This window comes from Nostoc sp. FACHB-892, assembly GCF_014698795.1.
GTDB lineage: Bacteria > Cyanobacteriota > Cyanobacteriia > Cyanobacteriales > Nostocaceae > Nostoc.
Genome location: NZ_JACJTR010000014.1, coordinates 93,918 through 110,554, shown reverse-complemented (window position 1 = coordinate 110,554; position 16,637 = coordinate 93,918). Strand labels below are relative to the sequence as shown.

Below are 16,637 nucleotides of genomic sequence, written 5' to 3'. Positions count from 1 at the left end.
AGATTATGATTAATGTATTTTTCCTGCTCATACTATTTTCTTCGCTTTTAGGGCGGATTAAATTTCCTGGACTAAATATTGGTATTCATTATTTATTACTGCCTGCACTTAGCTTTTGTGTAATTAGTTCCTCTCTAAAATTAATACCAGAAATTTTAAAAAAGCATAAAACTATTCTGATATCTATGAGTTTACTGTTTTTTTGGATGTGGATGTCTTCATTGATTAGCCCCTTTCCAAATACAGCTATTACTTATAGTATTAAATATTCAACTTATTTTATAGTCTTTTTCGCGTTTTTAGTTATAACTTTTAGAACTCTCAAAACCTCATCTTTAACATTTTACTATCGTTGCATATTGTATTTATTGCAAATAATTGCAGCTTTGGCTTTTTTAGAAACGTTCTTCCCTAAATATTGGATTTTTAAATTATTAAAATTTCCCAGCTATTATCCTCAGATTGGTTCAATCATGCAAAATCCTAATCAGTTTGGGGTAATAGTTTCCATTGGATTGTGTTTAAGCTTGATTTTAGAAAAGCAGAAAAAGATATCTAAATTTGAATTATATATTAGTGAATTTATTTTTCTCATTCCCTTAGCTTTGTCTGGCAGTAGAAATGGTTGGTTAATTTTTATTTTGGGGATGGTTCTTTTATTAATATATAAAATCATTAGTATTAGAAAAATGATTTTTCTCTTGAGCTTATGGTTTTTATGCATTATATCGATACCAGTATCTACATATAGGATTGGTTTAGTAAATAGTAAAATATTTCCCTTAATTAATTTATTTTCCACCAATCCCAGCGAAATAAGGCTTCCTAGTCCTTTGGGTACAGCCTTGTCAAGGTTTTCGCTTTGGCAAGCAGCTATTATTGAAATTATTAAAAGACCAATCACAGGTATAGGTATAGGAGCTTTTGCAGAACATATAGGACTACAAGTTTTTAAACTGAAAGGTTATCATGCACATAATATATTTTTAAATGTTTTAGTAGAACAAGGAATTATTGGATTATTACTATTTACAAATTTTTTAGTGAGAATAGCATCTAAAGTTAAATATGCTAATCCCGTAGTTCTCATTCCAATTGCTATGTTCTTAGCGTCTCAAATGCCAGATGTTTTTGTTGAAGACTATACTTTTACAACTATTGAGTTTTATTTTCTGGCAGCTGCTATCAATTCTCGAAAAGATTTAATCATGCAATGAAAAACTTAAATTATTTACAATGTTTAAAAAAACTGCAAGAAGTAAACGTCATTTCTACCTAATATTTCCGAATATATTTGATTTTAAGGGAGGTATTCAAGTTTACTCAACATTTCTTCTCCAAGCTTTACAAGATGTATATCCTGAAGCGCTTTATGATGTGTTTCTTAAGTATGATAAGCGCAATTTAAAACAGCAACAAAACTTGCAATTTTTAACTTCAACAATATTTCATTATTTTGGAGATTTACCAAGATTATTGCAAACCATTTTATTTGCTACCAAAATTATTGTTTTGGCTATATTTCAACGCCCCACTATAGTTATATCAACTCATGTTAACTATGCTACTGCTTGTTATGTTCTAAAACTTATCACTGGGACTCCTTACTGGGTAGTTGCTCATGGTTTAGAAGTTTGGGATATTGAAAATAATGCTACAAAATTAGCATTACAAAAAGCAGATAGAATTATTAGTGTTAGTAATTACACTCGCCAGCGCTTGCTGCAATATAAAAATATTGACTCAGAAAAAATAGTTCTTTTACCTAATACGTTTGATGCCAATCAATTTAGAATAAATCCTAAACCTGCTTACTTACTAAAACGATATAACTTAACAGATAAACAGCCTGTAATTTTAACAGTAACGCGGATGGGAAGGATGGCAAAATACAAGGGTTATGACCAAATCCTTCACGCTTTACTTAAAGTGCGATTATATGTCCCTAATGTTCACTTCATTCTTGCAGGAAAAGGGGATGATATACCTCGAATTAAAGCTTTAATTACCAACTTGGGTCTGCAAGATTGTGTCACTATTGCAGGATTTGTACCAGATGAAGAGTTGTGCGATTATTACAATCTCTGCGATGTTTTTGCTTTGCCTAGTAAAGGAGAAGGATTTGGTATTGTTTATCTAGAAGCTTTAGCTTGTGGTAAACCTGTACTGGCTGGTAATCAAGATGGTTCTATAGATCCTTTAGCTGAGGGAAAATTGGGATGTTTAGTTGACCCTGATAACATTGAAGAAATTGCCGATAATCTAGTTCAAATCCTGCAAGGTAATTGCTCTAACCCAGTAGTTTACCAACCAGAATATTTGCAACAAAAAACTATTGAAGCTTTTGATTTTAGTCAGTTTCGTACAAGTTTAGCAAAGTTAGTTGGTGGTCATCAGTTACATTAAAGTAAGGGAAATATTTTTTGTATAATTTAATTGGTGGAAAATGGAAGATTCAGTATTTGTTATATTTCTTGGGTTTGGATGTATTTGGATTTTAATGGGAGCTGTTGGTTGGATTGCGTTTTTAAAATCTGAGGGTGAGGAAATTAAGTTTGGAAAGTGGGGGCTTATAGTTGCTATCCCAATCCTCATACCAATAATTGTTACTCTGATTATTGGTATATTTTATCACTAATTCTTAATTGCACCCCTAACCAAAATTACTGTACTTTCTACACCAGAGGCGATCGCTTCTGGAATATTACCTTGAATTGCTTGTTCCAACAATCCTTCGCGCGATGCTCCTAAAACTACAACATCGTAACCTTCGGTTTTAACTAAGTTAATCACACCTTCCGCGACTGAATTAGCTTGGACTGGGAGAGCAACAACACTACTGGATAATTTGCGCCGCCGCATCAAATGGCGGATGGCTTGTTCTGAAATTGACATATCTGGCTTGAGTTCGGATGGCTTAAACACCTGTGTCAGGCGAATTTGCGGATCATTCCCCAATGTAATTAAAGCTGGTAGCAATTTAATCGCCAACGGAGAATTGGGGCCACCAGCCATCGGGACTAGCCAACGGTTGAATAGGGGACTGGGGAGCGGGGATTGGGGAGTTTTGCCTAATTTTACTAATACTACTTCGCAAGTGGCTTGGCGAATTACGGTGTCTACAACGTTGCCAAAAATCCGACCAGGGGTAGATGTGTTACCTTTCCATCCCATTAAAATCAGGTCGATGTGTTGTTCGTTGATTGTCTCTAAAATTGCCTGGGCTACATCGTGGGTAACTCGTATCTGCGTGTGCAAGGGAATTTTCCACTTTTTTGCTAAGACTTCCGCCTGTCGTAGCAGGCGGCGGCTTTTTGCCGTCCTTACCTGTGTTTCTGATGGGGAACTGTGGCGGGGTATCAGCATCACTTGCACGCAATCTATTTCATAATGGCGATCGCGGGCAATAGCTGCTGCCATTTGTAATAAAATACCTGCTGTTTCTGGATTAGCTACTGGCACTAATAATCTACCACTGCCGATGCTGGGCGATCGCGTTTGGTAAACTATATAAGAAGGTTCTGGCCGCAGTTTAAGAGTCCGGTTATCAGCATTGAGATGATCTGCTTCCGCCCGAATAATATCTGCACGAGTAATAATCCCAATCAGTCTCCGTCCATCCACCACAGGTAAGCGGCTGATTTGATAGCGATCGAGTAAATACAGCACATTGCTCAGGGTGTGGATTGGTGTTACTGTCATCGGAGCAGCCGTCATAATTTCTTTTAAGAAAATATCGGCTAAATTGCGATCGCGGAGCGTGTGCTTTGCACTCTCGCGTATTTTCAGCAAATCTGTTTGCGTCACAATCCCTACTAACTTGCTATCTTCCACCACAGGAAAACCGCGATGATGGGAACGAGCAAAGGACTGCATTGCTTCTTCCAAGCTCATCTCTGCATCCAGAGTTTCTACCCGTTCTTGCATCACATCTTTTGCGGTTAACTTAGTTAACGCTCCTTCCATAGGAGCTTCTTTGGTGAGAGTGATGCCTTTTAATTCCAAAAGTTTTTCATAAAGCGAACCAGGTACTACCTTATCTGCAACTAAGTAAGCAGCTACAGAAACAATCATTAAAGGTAGCACCAGATTAAAATCTGTAGTCATTTCAAACACAATCACAATTGCTGTGATTGGCACTTTAGAAACGGCGCTAAAAAATCCCCCCATACCCGCTAGCGCGTAAGTAGTAGGAGAACCTGCTCCCGTGATATATAACTCAGATACACCGATGATATGCCCTAAACAAGAACCCAAAATCAGGCTGGGAGCGAATAATCCCCCCGGCGCTCCTGAACCAAATGCTATGAGTGTGAGGATGAACTGGGCTGCAAAGGCGATCGCTGCTACGGTAGGATGGGAACCTCCAGTAATTAAAGACTCTCTTAACGCCGTATTATCACGGAAGGATGCTGGGAGCATTGCCACGACAACACCAGAGATAAATCCAGCCAAAGCTACCTGCAATGGTAAGCTAATATGTAATTTTCGATAAAATTTAATACTAAGTATTAAGCCGCTACTAAACAATGCACCCAATAACCCTGCCAAAATACCCAAAAGCACGAAAAAGGGAATTTCTGGGATGGAGAATTGGCTAGAAGATTGTACCAATTGCAGGTTCAGGTCTAAACTGCCACCACCTAAAAGCCGGGATATTACCCCACCAATAAAGGAGGCGATAATTGCAGTTCCCAAAGTTAGCCCTGATAAATCTTGAAGTAACTCTTCAACGATAAACAATACACCTGCGATCGGGGCATTGAAAGCAGCAGCCAAACCCGCACCCGCACCTGCTGCAATCATTTGCCGTCGATGATCTGGGGAAGTGGGAACCCAGCGACTCATCCCTGCTGCCAAACCTGCCCCTACGTGAACGGTAGGGCCTTGCCGTCCTAGAGTCATGCCCGAACCTATAGAAATGATGGCACTGAGTAACTTTATACCTGCCACGCGCCAAGATAATCTCATGGGCACATTTGCCAGAGAGGCTTTGACTTGGGGAATACCGCTACCAGAAGCCTCTGGTGCTAATCTATCCACCAACCATCCAGCCACGAACCCTAGGACAAGACCAATTGCCGGTAGTGTCAGCCATGCCGGTAGAAGGTGGGTAGTATGGACTCGCCATGTTCCCAGCCATCCCGATCCTACTTTCAATAACACCGCAGATAGGGCAGCAACCAAACCGATGATACAAGCTTCGGCGATCGCTAAACCTCTTCTAGGTTGCCACCAAGTGCGAAAGCGCTGATTCATAGCAATTTTGGATTTTCGATTTTGGATTACAAGTCTGTACCAAAAAGCTGTTCGGTGGAATCTCAGAGGATGCTTGAAAATCAGTCAAAAGTAATATAATATACTACTACATATTTTCTGTACTCAATTACGAATTACGTAGCTTGCTTCTCGCAAGAAGCGAGTACTAGCATTACGAATTATTTAATTGCTTCTCCCCGTGGTAGATAGCCCTTCTACTATCAGAGATGGAGTATAACAAGAACCATTCCAATCAGCATCATTACCTAGTGTAACCAATTGCTTGAGAGCTGTGTAGACATTACCTGCAACCATCGTATCCTTAACGCGCCCAATTACGTGGCCATTTTGGACGCGATAGCCTAAATCAACGTTGATTGAAAAATCTCCTGAAATACTGCCGCCGCCACCCAGCATTTGATCCACAATTAAGCCATTACCCAGTTCTTGAATTAAATCTGGTAGTGATCCTGAACCTGGCTGGATCAGAAAATTAAATAAACCAGGGGTGGGATAGCTACCTAAACCAGGACGGAAACCATTTCCAGTAGTGCCAGTACCTAGTTGGCGGCCGGTGGTACGATCGCCATAAAAATGCTGTAAAATCCCGTTTTGGATAAATACTAAAGATTTGGTGGGAGTGCCTTCGTCATCAAAAGGACAACTGTAAGGGCCGGCTTCTGGGTCTTGGTAGAGGGTGAGACTGGGCGCTATTACTGGGTTACCCAAGCGTTCTCCCCAAGGGGAAGCTACTTCTAAGACTCGCTTGCCATTCAAAGCTTCTTGCACAGTGCCCCAAAGCATATCAGCTGCTTTAGAAGTGAACAAAACCGGGACGCGACCATTAGGAGATGAGACATTTTCTTTAGCCCAAATTAACCGTTGTAAAATTTGGTTAGCTAATATTTCAGGGTGGAGTTCGCCCCGCTTGGTTTGACCATCGGAAACACTTAAGAAATCATCACCGCGCACCCATTCTGCTGATATATAGCAGTTGAGAGTAGTATCGGTGTAGTAAGAATCTAAACCTTTAGTATTGACTATTCTGGTAGTTTCAATATCACATTCCCAGTCACCATTGCAAACAACATCGGGATAGGCATCACGGATGAGTGCGATCGCTTCTTTGCCCCAGTCTACCAAAATCTCTATCGGCACACTTTCCCCTAAATCTGGGTAGGAGGGCTGAAAGTTAGAGCCTAATTCTACTGCTTCTGGTTGATTTAGTTGACTTAGTGCTAGAGCTTTTTCCACCATCACTTCGGCTAGGACAGAACCGTAAGCCACCGTGAGTCCCGGACGCCCGTTTCGCCAAAGCCGTAGTGCTGTACCTTCAGATTGGTTAGTTTCTAGCTGTTTGAGTCGGTTTGCCTCAAAAAACACTGGACGAGAAAGCGATCGCGACTGATACACCTCAGCAGCTTCTGCTCCAGATTTTATAGCTAGTTCCAGCAACTGTTCGGCTAGTGTATCTTGTGACAAATTTTCAGAACCCATGATCCTTAGTGAATTGTGGATTTTGAACCGCATATCAACGCACATTGAAGAAAGTGCGATCGCTAAAAGCCAACGACCAGACTTTCTGCTGATGAACGCAGATAACCATCCAAAAATCATCAGCGTTTCCTTACAGTTACCATTTGAAACGTAAATCAACACTGATGGACGCAGTTAATTATCCCAAATCATTGTCATGTCTCAACGGATCTAGTCATTAGTCATTGGGCATGGTTATTCTCCTTGTCCCCCTGTCCCCCACTCCCCACTCCCCATTTTCAAAGATTAACCTCTTGCAACAGCCAAAAACCAGCAAAAGATTGTGCTTCGGGATCAGACTGTACACCGATAAAATGCACCCCGTTAGCTTTTTGCTTGGCTTCTTCAAAACCCTTGGCTTCTGCTAAGACTTGAGGTTTTTTGATATTTGCCACAATCCAACTTTCAGTTACACCAGTTTCTAAAAGCAATCTTGCCTCTTCACTGGTGTCAAATCTTAAAAAAGCCAACTCCAAACCAGACATCCAGGCTGCTAAGGGTAACGCTCTCGGTGAGAAAATCAAAATCCCAGGAATACGGGCTTCAGATGAAACTTTCGCCAACTCTATGGGGAAAGCTTCACCAAAGCCAATTTCCCACTCTGGCATCTCAGCAAAATCCGCAGCATCTAAGGTAACAAATACCCACTGTTGTCCTTCCAAAGCATCTGGTAAACGTTGCGGCAAAGGTTTCTCTAAGCGGACTGAAGGATTAGTCCCCCCTTGATACCCTGCTTCTTGAGGATACACTTCCTCCATGCGCTGTTCTAACCATTGGTTGAGAAGCAAAGTGCGGCGGCTAGGCTGGGCGGGAATTCCCAAGTCTTGGCAAGCTTTAGTAATCATATTGTTCATTTGGCGGCGGAAAAAGCGGATTTTAATTGGTGCTTTTCCAGCTTGGTTAATAGCCTCCTGCAACGCTGTCCGTAACCAAACCGAATTTACCTGGGTACTAGGACAATATTGAGCATAGCGAAACAAAGAATCTACTTTTGTGCTTATATCTAAGGGGCTTTCGCAGACTAAGACTTCCCAAACTTTTTTCTGATTATCGTCCAAAATCGGACGGGAGTAAAAATCGATTTCCCAAATACTGCCCATGTTTTGCGGTAAAAATCTGGCTGTTATGTTTTCCTGATATTTTGATCATACGAGTGTTCGGGCAGTAGGGGAATAAGGGAGTGGGGAGTCGGGAGTTGGGACAAGGTGGATTAATGAGTTTCTGAACTTAATGTTTCAAGTTCTAACTCTTCCCCTTATTTCTCATGGTTTGAGCAGAACATAGGAAGTTTTTGGAGTAATAGGTTTGGCGATCGCTCTTAAAGGGGTTTATTGTCTCCATAAATAGGACTTACGCACTGAAGCCTGAAACCTAGATCCTCCCTAGCCCCCCTTAAAAAGGGGGGAACTTCTAAAGCCCCCTTTTTAAGGGGGTTGGGGGATCTGAGTGCGTAAGTCCTGATAAATACAAAATATGTCAAAATAATTCGTAATTGATCATGAAGCTAACGTAATTCGTAATTATAGAATTCAATTACGAATTACGAATTGATCCTAAAAGACCCTAGAGAGTTAGATGAATGCAACTAGAAGATTATTTTGAGTTTATAGACCCAGATGACATCCGTATCAAAGGGCATCGCATTGGTATTGATAATGTGATTCAATATTACTTGCAAGGATATTCACCAGAGCAAATTATAGAGGAATTACCTTCCCTGAATTTGGAAAAAATTTATGCGACGCTTACCTACTACCTGCATAATCGTGTTGAAATAGATGCTTATATGTTGCGGCTAGCAAAGTGGCGAGAACAGCGCTATCAAGAATCATTAGCTAATCCTTCACCTTTGATGCAACGTTTAAGAGCATTAAAGGTGCAAAGTGAGCAGGAGCTGCTAAACTCTTGGTGAAGGTACGTTTTCTCCTTGATGAAAATTTGTCGCCCAAGCTGAAGACATCTGTTTTGCGCCTCAATCCAGCAATAGATATTCTGAGGGTAGGCGATGCCGAAGCACCGCCATTAGGTACGCTTGACCCAGATATCCTGCGCTACCTGGAATTATCCCAACGAATATTGGTTACAGACAATCACAAAAGTATGCCCGAACATCTACAAGAACACTGGGGAGATGGATGACATATTTGGGGACTAATTTGGTTGCGTTCCAGTAGGAACCTCAGTATTTGGACAGAAACAATTTATTTGATTTGGGAAGCGACTGAGGTAGAAGAGTGGATTGATAGATTGGATTGGATTCCACTTTAAGAATTTGGCGTTGCTGAATTGAAAGTATCCCCTCATTTTCCACGGTTGATCCAAACGCCTCTGAGTCCGGCTGCTTTAGCTGCATGGTAGTCTTCCACAATGCTATCGCCAATATGCCATGCTGCTTCTGGAGAACATTTATGTTTATCTAAAGCAATGGCAAAAATTTGAGGATCGGGTTTAGCTGCACGTACCTGGGTAGCAATGGTGACAGAGGAAAAAAAGTCTCTCAATCCCAAACTTTGCAATACTGAGTAAATCCGAGAATCAAAATTGGACAGCACCCCTAAGGTAACTCCCAACCGCCGCCAGTTGATTAAAGCTGGTAAGACATCAGGATAAACAAACCACGGTTCGGCAGTGCCAAAATGGATGTAAAGTTCGCTAAAAAAAGCCGAAAAGTCAGAAAATTCCTTGAGAACACCCGCATTTTCAAAAGTGTTAAGAGCAATTATCCGCCACCAATCAAACTCGCGCTGGGGAATATCTTGCAGTTCTGCATCTGGGAATATCGGCGGCGGCGCTGCTTTAAAGCTTTTGATGAAGGCTGTATCCAATGTTTCAGCTGGAACTTTAACGTCAAATTCTTGGGCTATCTGACTATAAACTTTACCCACACTACCTTTGACATTGAAGAGTGTACCCACAGCATCTAAAAAAATAACTTTCGGTTGTTCCATCAAAGTTTAAAAATTTGAATGTTGAATGTTAGATTTTGGCTTGTTTAGAGCTTCTGTGGGTAGAGTCTAGCATCTCCTAAGTAGGTTGGCGGAAATAAAGCAAATCATTGTCATTGGTCATTTGTCATTAGCCATTAGTCCCAATTCCCCATTCTCAATTAAGTTACCGAGAAAGTGTTTCTATGATCGGACGCACTAGCCAATTAAAACCAACTTTGAGTTGATGATCTAAAGTTGGCAGCCGATATAAATAAGCAATCCGCCGGGCAACGGATGCCAAGCGGCCATCTAGTTTCATTCCTAAACCAGTGAGAGTAGCGTTGTCTATTCCTAGTGCCATCATTTCTCCCAACTGTTGATAGCGGAAGGGAAGGAGGGGGCGATTAGTCAGAGTTGCCCAGATATTCCAAGCAGTATAATCAGCTTGTTGAAAAGCGGCTTGTGCAGTGGCGGGGACTTGCTGTCCTTCAGCATCATGACAGTCTGCTAAATCTCCCAAGGCAAAGATTTCTGGATGCTCAAGTACTTGTAAAGTTGATGTAGTGCTGATTTGACCACGCTGGTTTTGCTTTAGGGGAAGAGATTTTACCACGGGCGCAACCCTAGTTCCCACAGTCCAAATTACTAAATCCACGGGAATCGTGTCTAACTGGTTTTTGTACTCTAGGGAAATGGAATTTTGCTCTATTGATTCGACTTTGGTTTCTAAATCAATAAACACACCACGCGCATCTATTGCTTTCTTTGCTGCTTCCCGGTTAAACTCTGGGGAAGTTCGCAAAATTTGGTCAGCAATTTCAATGATCCGAAAGCGTCCTCTTTCACCTAGTCTGTCGGCTAACTTACAGGCTAACTCTACACCACTGTAGCCAGCTCCAATAATTGCCACCCGAATTTTATCAACATCCGATTCTTCTAAAAATCGCAGGCGTTCTTCTAAACGATAGGCATCAGAGATTGTGCGGAATGGGTAACCGTAGGCAGTTGCACCTGGGACTAAATCTAGCGGTGTCTCACCTCCTAGAGCCAGTACTAAGCGATCGTAAGGGATTTCTGGCCCGTTCTGTACATTTACTTGTTTCTGCTCGATGTCGATTTCAGACACAACCCCTTGATAAAAACGCACCCCTGTGCCTTGTAAAAGTTCTTCAAACGGTGGGGCAATTTCCCAGGTTTGTAGTTCGCCAGTGAGTAATTCGTAAAGTAAGGGAGAGAATAGGAAGCGATCGCTTTGATCTACTAGAACAATTTCAGGTTTTTGCGTAGATTCCCAAGGAAGCTGACTTAAGCGCAAGGCTGTGTAAAGACCACCAAAGCCTCCACCAAGGATACAAATTCTAGAATTTTGTTTAGTCATCGATTCTATCTATAAAAGGGTCAATACTAGCTGGGCAACTAACTTCAGTCTAGTCAGTTAAAGCGGACTTTTCAAAATTCCATAAAATTTGTCATCAGTTTCAGTTCACTTGTCGCGGTTATCTAATTGAGGATTCGCTATAGTTAACGGTTAACAGGCAACGGCTAAAAGGAGTTAAAGAGATGGAAATTAAGCCAACTGACCCATCGCTAGCACTCATGGAAATTCCCCCTGGCTATCTCAACATTATGGGTTACGTTGATCAGTCAGAAGTTAATGGCCCTGGTTGTCGTGCAGTCGTCTGGGTACAAGGTTGTCTTCGTGAGTGTCCTGGCTGCTTTAATACTAACTCCTGGTCATTTGAAGCTAACCAATTGATTGCTGTTGATACCCTTGCCGAAAATATTCTCAGCAATCCTCACAATACGGGTGTAACATTCTCTGGTGGAGAACCCTTTTGGCAAGCAACTGCACTAGCGTCTTTAGCTCGTAAGGTAAAAGCTGCTGGGTTAAATGTAATGTCTTTTACTGGGTTCACTCTCTGGCAACTACAGTCTCAATCTGCACCGCCAGGTTCCCAAGCATTGTTAGAACAACTTGATATTCTGATTGACGGGCCTTTTGTCCAATCTCTGGCAATAAATTCTCCCAACTCTCCAGTTTCTTCTAGCAATCAACGGGTTCGTGTTTTAAACCCGGCTTTCCAAGACCAGATTACCTGGGCTAGCGATCAGATAGAAGTCCACATTCTCAAGGATGGTGGTCGCATCGTCACTGGCTATCAAGGTGGACTGGAACTAACGTAGCGGCGAGGGAGTAGGGCGAGAGGAGGGAGTTAAAACTTGAACGTTGAGCTTCTAAGGCTCAACGTTTCTTTATTGGTAACAATTTAAAGCGATCGTCAAAATGTGATGGTTGGCAGTTAACTGTTAACAGTTAACTGCCAACGTGAAATCCCATCCCCTTTGTAGGGTTGGGATGAGCTTAATTAAGTTTTTCGTAAGCAGCCAAAATTATTTTTTCGGTTTCTTCCCAACCAATACATTTATCAGTTACAGAAATTCCATATTTTAATTCTTCTTGTTTACCAGTAATTGGTTGACTACCTTCATATAAATGAGATTCTAGCATCATGCCAACTATTGATGTATTACCATCCACTATTTGCTGAATAATATTTTCTAAGACGGCACCTTGTAATTTGTAATCTTTATTAGTATTGCCGTGGCTACAATCGACAACAATCCTCGGTGGTAAATCTGCCTGTTTTAATTTCTCTTCTACCAGTTTGACATTTGCTGGATCAAAATTGGGTTGACTACCACCCCTTAAAATTACGTGACCGTAGCCATTACCTTTAGTTTGAAAGACGCTGACCTGTCCGTTTTGATTAATTCCGATAAAATTATGCGCGTTTCTAGCTGATTGTAGGGCATTCAAAGCTACTTGAATATTGCCGTCAGTACCGTTTTTAAAACCCACAGGCATCGAAAGTCCACTTGCCATTTCGCGGTGAGTTTGTGATTCAGTCGTACGTGCCCCTATAGCAGACCATGTAATTAATTCACTAATGTATTGGGGTATGATTGGATCTAGGGCTTCTGTACCAGCAGGTAATCCCAATTCTGTAATTTTTAATAATAGCTCCCGTGCAATTAATAACCCATTCTCTACATGGAAAGAATCATCCATATCGGGATCGTTAATTAACCCTTTCCAACCTACGGTTGTTCTTGGTTTTTCAAAGTACACTCGCATAATTAGTAGCAGCTTATCCTGCACTTGCTCGGCCAATATTTTCAACCTTTCAGAATATTCGAGCGCTGCTTTTGGGTCGTGGATTGAGCATGGGCCAACCACTATAAATTTTCTGCGATCCTGAAAATCTAGTATCTGTTCTATTTCTTGCCTATATGCTAAAACTCTTTGTTCGGCTAATTGTGTTAAAGGTAATTTTGATTTGATTTCATTGGGAGTTAATAAAATGCGATCGTTCTCAATATTAGCGTTGTCGATATTACTATTAAATAATTTGTTGTGCATGGGGATGCTCTGGCAATTTTATATACGCACTTCAACTCAAAAGTGTAACACAAACCCATAAAATTTTAAAATAGCTTATTTTTAACTTGACAAACTTCTAACTGGACTGTACACCAATAAGGTAATAACTGAAAAAGGGGAAATATTTTCCCCTTTTTTATTTGCTATTGGGCTACTGACTCAGTAGTAGTGTATATAATTACTGCCATACAAACACTTTGGCTTCGTATGGCCCTAAGTCAGTTATGATGCCATCATCACCGACTTCGACATCATAATTACCTGTCCACTCGTGCCATGTACCAGCGCTAGGAAAGTTAGGAACATGATAGCCAGCTAGGAAGTTTTCGGAGAAATTTGCTATTACGACTACACGAGAACCTTCACCATTCCAACGAGTATAAGCTAATACTTTTGCCTCTGCATTTTCGTGGATAAAATCAATATTTTCTGTGTAGAGAGCATGATTACTTTTACGCAGGTTGGTTAAGCCTTTGTATGAATCAAATAAACTACGATTTAGATCATTCCCTAACAGTGTCCAATCGATTTTGGCTGATTCAGGTTGTTTAGGTTTATACTCGCCAAATTCCTCTCCCATCCAAATCAAAGGTACGCCTACAGCAGTCATTAGGATGGCTACTCCTAATTTAACCCGCCTAAAAGCTTCTTCGTCAAAAATCTCACGGTTTCCCAATTCAACCATGACATGGTTATGGTCATGGTTGGTGAGGTAATTTACTACGTTGGTAGCACCCAAGAAACCCTGGCGCTTGCAGTCAATGACATCTTTTAGACGCTCTAAATCAAATGTATCGCCGCAGATATGTTCTAGAATACAGTGATAAAAACTGTCATGCCAGCAACCATCCATTGGCCCATCTACATTGGTAATGCTCGTAGTTTCAGGAATGTGTTCGGCAACGTTGTAAAAAGGCTTCGTTCCAGCAGTTTTTTTGGCTTCCTGAACAATCCAGTGCATGAAATCGTAGTTAGCAATTTGCCGCGCCGCATCATAGCGAATACCATCAAGATGATATTCTGATATCCAAAAACGGATTGTATCACCAATAAATTTCCACGCTGGATGAATATCTAAATTTTCGTCATAATGCTCATAATTAAACTCAGGCCCCCAGTTATTATCAGGGTCACGAGGATCATGATGATACCAGTAATCGTGGTCAATTTGTGTTAGGGGAGCAGATGCTTCTGAGTGGTTATAAATACCGTCCAGAATTACACGAATACCTTTGCTATGACACTCATCAATCAATTTTTTCAAATCAGCAGTAGAACCATAACTTGATTCTGTTGCAAAGAAGTGACGGGGATTATAACCCCAACTATAATCACCAGGATATTCTTTAAGTGGCATCAACTCAATAGCGTTGATTCCTAGTTCGCACAAATAATCTAACTTTTCAATGACGTGTTTGTATTTTCCACGTGCATAAGGATCATCCTCACCACCAGAAAAATCACCGACGTGCAATTCATAAATTACCAATTCGTGGTCAGCAGGTAAAGGTTTATCATCATGTTGCCAAACATAGGTATCGGTAATTCTTTCGCCATCTTTGATCCGGACAACACCATCATCTTTTCCACTCAGTTCATCTATATCGGTTGCATAAGGATCTGTAACATCAACCCATTGTTCTGGTTCAAAAAACCATGAATTTGACTGGACACGAAATTTATATTTATAAACACCGTCCTCTAATTGAACACTTGTACGAAAATAACCATCGTCACCTTTTTCCATTGGTATTTCTTGCCAATCAGAAAAAGAACCAATTAATGATACTCCTTTGTTGTAAGGTGCAAATAAATTAAATTCAATTGGCTTTGCCATAGAAGTGTTTGTAATACCAAGAGTTGATAAAAATATTTTCTAATGCTCAATTAAATTTGCAAATAGCTCTACAGAAATAATTATTTCTTTAGCGCTTCTATCTTGAGGATGACTTTATAAAAAATTTTGTAAAGAATTACTGTTTTTGGCGTTTTTTGACTGTTTATCACATTTATTTTTTTAACTAATATCCAGATGCCCATAATACTACTAAGCTTAAAATGCTATTGAAAATAGATTAATGGCTTTTTATTAATTTCTTAAATGGCAGATATTCAGTAAAAATAAGATATTGTTTGCTAAATATCTGCTGTATAAGATTATTCAATTTTGCCGTAAGTTTGTTGCATATAACTTAACAACCAATTTGCCGCCGTCGCTCTGCGAGTTTGCCGAGGCCCAAATTCACCAATTTTGTAACCTTTGAAACCCAGTTTTTCTTTGAGCATTTGTTTATTTTCAGCAGGAATGGAACGGGTCAACTTGACTGTTGCAGGGCGAGATTCGATGAAATTTGGTGGTTGTGGGTACTCACCCTGCCATTCTGGCGCAACTTGGCTAGTGTCCCATTGTGCAGTTGAGGAATCATAGCGATACCCTAAATAATGCCATAGCAATTGATTGACTGTAGCATCATCAAGTTTCTCGTCAATAATTGCCCAAATTGTTTCTTTATTAAGTGGTGGCAGGTTAGACATAGACAATTCAAAATTCCAAGTTGAAAAACTGGCTACTGATTAATTAAATTAACTACAGTTATTAGGTAGTGAAAAATACTTTATCACTACTCTGCAACACTCCCAAAGATAGGGATAATTTTATTTTTATCTACATCTGCTGGAAGATTTATCCGCCACAATCATTAGACAAACTACTAAAGTGACCCTGAATCAAGAGATTCGCTAACTCAGGAGGGAAATTATGGGAATAGGGGATATGTTCAGAAACATAGTCGGTGACAAGCAGAAACGAGGTGATGAAGAGTGGGATAATCGCGATCGCCAGTATAAACGTCGCGGTGATGATGACGACGATGACCGGGAGTACAAACGTCGCGGTGATGATGATGACCGGGAGTACAGACATCGCGGCGATGACGACGATGACCGGGAGTACAAACGTCGCGGTGATGATGATGACCGGGAGTACAGACATCGCGGCGATGATGACGACGATGATCGGGAGTACAAACGTCGCGGTGATGATGATGACCGGGAGTACAGACATCGCGGCGATGATGATGACGATGATTAATTTCGCCAGTTGGAGTTAAAAACAGGTTGTGTATACCTAAAGTAGGTAGACTGGAATCGTAAAGATTAGACCAGTCTATGCAGAATTCCACAACACTGCCAAAGATCATCCGCGCCCATGTATTCATTTCTGGCCGAGTCCAAGGAGTGGGTTATCGCTATTCCACTGTGGATACAGCTAGTCAGTTGGGGTTAACCGGTTGGGTGCGGAATCTCCCCGATAATCGAGTAGAAGCAGTCTTTGAAGGAGTGCGAGATGTTGTAGATGACATGGTTCGCTGGTGTCATTCTGGGCCACCTGCTGCTGTGGTTAAAGATGTAGTGGTTGAGTATGAAGAACCTGAAGGGTTGCGGGGATTTGAAGTTAAGCGGGTTGAGTAAAA

17 protein-coding genes are annotated in these 16,637 nt (G+C 40.9%); 8 read left to right on the top strand and 9 right to left on the bottom strand.

The features are described from left to right. Nucleotides 1-5: 5 nt before the first annotated feature. Genes H6G96_RS19530 through H6G96_RS19520 form a run of 3 tightly spaced genes read left to right on the top strand, consistent with a single transcriptional unit; the run spans nt 6 to nt 2,638 of the window. Nucleotides 6-1,217 carry an O-antigen ligase family protein gene (locus H6G96_RS19530; RefSeq protein WP_190912986.1) on the top strand — a complete coding sequence of 404 codons (1,212 nt, stop codon included), beginning with the start codon at nt 6-8 and terminating at the stop codon, nt 1,215-1,217. 19 nt (nt 1,218-1,236) lie between these two features. Beyond that, nucleotides 1,237-2,406: a glycosyltransferase family 4 protein gene (locus tag H6G96_RS19525; RefSeq protein WP_190912985.1), complete on the top strand. Its 1,170-nt coding sequence runs from the start codon at nt 1,237-1,239 to the stop codon at nt 2,404-2,406. A 40-nt stretch (nt 2,407-2,446) separates the two neighbouring features. Further along, entirely contained in the window at nt 2,447-2,638 is a 192-nt protein-coding gene (locus H6G96_RS19520) for a hypothetical protein (protein ID WP_190912984.1), read from the top strand. Here H6G96_RS19520 and H6G96_RS19515 read toward each other — a convergent pair. Beyond that, entirely contained in the window at nt 2,635-5,259 is a 2,625-nt protein-coding gene (locus H6G96_RS19515; protein WP_190912983.1) for a chloride channel protein, read from the bottom strand. The genes H6G96_RS19520 and H6G96_RS19515 overlap by 4 nt on opposite strands. Nucleotides 5,260-5,442: 183 nt before the next feature. Beyond that, the gene (locus H6G96_RS19510) at nt 5,443-6,756 is read right to left on the bottom strand and encodes a TldD/PmbA family protein (RefSeq protein WP_190912982.1); all 1,314 of its coding nucleotides are present in this window, start codon (nt 6,754-6,756) and stop codon (nt 5,443-5,445) included. On the opposite strand from H6G96_RS19510, the gene H6G96_RS19505 reads away from it, so the two are divergent. After that, nucleotides 6,755-6,910 (top strand): hypothetical protein, encoded by a 156-nt coding sequence (locus H6G96_RS19505; protein WP_190912981.1) that lies wholly within the window; start codon nt 6,755-6,757, stop codon nt 6,908-6,910. The genes H6G96_RS19510 and H6G96_RS19505 overlap by 2 nt on opposite strands. Before the next feature lie 124 nt (nt 6,911-7,034). Here the strand turns inward: H6G96_RS19505 and H6G96_RS19500 are convergent, their stop codons facing one another. After that, nucleotides 7,035-7,895 carry a Tab2/Atab2 family RNA-binding protein gene (locus tag H6G96_RS19500; RefSeq protein WP_190912980.1) on the bottom strand — a complete coding sequence of 287 codons (861 nt, stop codon included), beginning with the start codon at nt 7,893-7,895 and terminating at the stop codon, nt 7,035-7,037. Between the two features lie 479 nt (nt 7,896-8,374). Here H6G96_RS19500 and H6G96_RS19495 point away from each other — a divergent pair, with 479 nt between their 5' ends. Next, complete coding sequence (locus tag H6G96_RS19495; protein ID WP_190912979.1) at nt 8,375-8,707, top strand: DUF433 domain-containing protein; 333 nt, start codon at nt 8,375-8,377, stop codon at nt 8,705-8,707. After that, a complete protein-coding gene (locus H6G96_RS19490; RefSeq protein ID WP_190913041.1) occupies nt 8,704-8,934 on the top strand; it encodes a DUF5615 family PIN-like protein in 231 nt (76 codons plus the stop codon). The genes H6G96_RS19495 and H6G96_RS19490 overlap by 4 nt, the downstream gene beginning before the upstream one ends. Before the next feature lie 161 nt (nt 8,935-9,095). Here H6G96_RS19490 and H6G96_RS19485 read toward each other — a convergent pair whose 3' ends face one another. Beyond that, nucleotides 9,096-9,743, bottom strand: coding sequence for an HAD family hydrolase (locus H6G96_RS19485; protein ID WP_190912978.1), 648 nt, complete (start codon nt 9,741-9,743; stop codon nt 9,096-9,098). A 163-nt stretch (nt 9,744-9,906) separates the two neighbouring features. Further along, entirely contained in the window at nt 9,907-11,100 is a 1,194-nt protein-coding gene (locus H6G96_RS19480) for an NAD(P)/FAD-dependent oxidoreductase (RefSeq protein ID WP_190912977.1), read from the bottom strand. A 182-nt stretch (nt 11,101-11,282) separates the two neighbouring features. On the opposite strand from H6G96_RS19480, the gene H6G96_RS19475 reads away from it, so the two are divergent. Beyond that, nucleotides 11,283-11,906, top strand: a complete 624-nt coding sequence (locus tag H6G96_RS19475) for a 4Fe-4S single cluster domain-containing protein (RefSeq protein WP_190912976.1) — start codon at nt 11,283-11,285, stop codon at nt 11,904-11,906. A 178-nt stretch (nt 11,907-12,084) separates the two neighbouring features. Here the strand turns inward: H6G96_RS19475 and H6G96_RS19470 are convergent, their stop codons facing one another. From H6G96_RS19470 to H6G96_RS19455, 4 genes are all read right to left on the bottom strand, one after another. Then, nucleotides 12,085-13,143 carry a 3-deoxy-7-phosphoheptulonate synthase gene (locus H6G96_RS19470; RefSeq protein WP_190912975.1) on the bottom strand — a complete coding sequence of 353 codons (1,059 nt, stop codon included), beginning with the start codon at nt 13,141-13,143 and terminating at the stop codon, nt 12,085-12,087. Between the two features lie 199 nt (nt 13,144-13,342). After that, complete coding sequence (locus H6G96_RS19465; protein WP_347242255.1) at nt 13,343-15,016, bottom strand: alpha-amylase family glycosyl hydrolase; 1,674 nt, start codon at nt 15,014-15,016, stop codon at nt 13,343-13,345. Between the two features lie 305 nt (nt 15,017-15,321). After that, on the bottom strand, nt 15,322-15,699 hold the full coding sequence (locus H6G96_RS19460) for a DUF1823 family protein (protein WP_190912973.1): 378 nt from the start codon (nt 15,697-15,699) through the stop codon (nt 15,322-15,324). Nucleotides 15,700-15,941: 242 nt separating this feature from the next. After that, the gene (locus tag H6G96_RS19455) at nt 15,942-16,346 is read right to left on the bottom strand and encodes a hypothetical protein (protein ID WP_190912972.1); all 405 of its coding nucleotides are present in this window, start codon (nt 16,344-16,346) and stop codon (nt 15,942-15,944) included. On the opposite strand from H6G96_RS19455, the gene H6G96_RS19450 reads away from it, so the two are divergent. Continuing rightward, complete coding sequence (locus H6G96_RS19450; RefSeq protein ID WP_190912971.1) at nt 16,333-16,635, top strand: acylphosphatase; 303 nt, start codon at nt 16,333-16,335, stop codon at nt 16,633-16,635. The two genes, H6G96_RS19455 and H6G96_RS19450, sit on opposite strands and share 14 nt — an antisense overlap. Nucleotides 16,636-16,637: the final 2 nt, after the last annotated feature.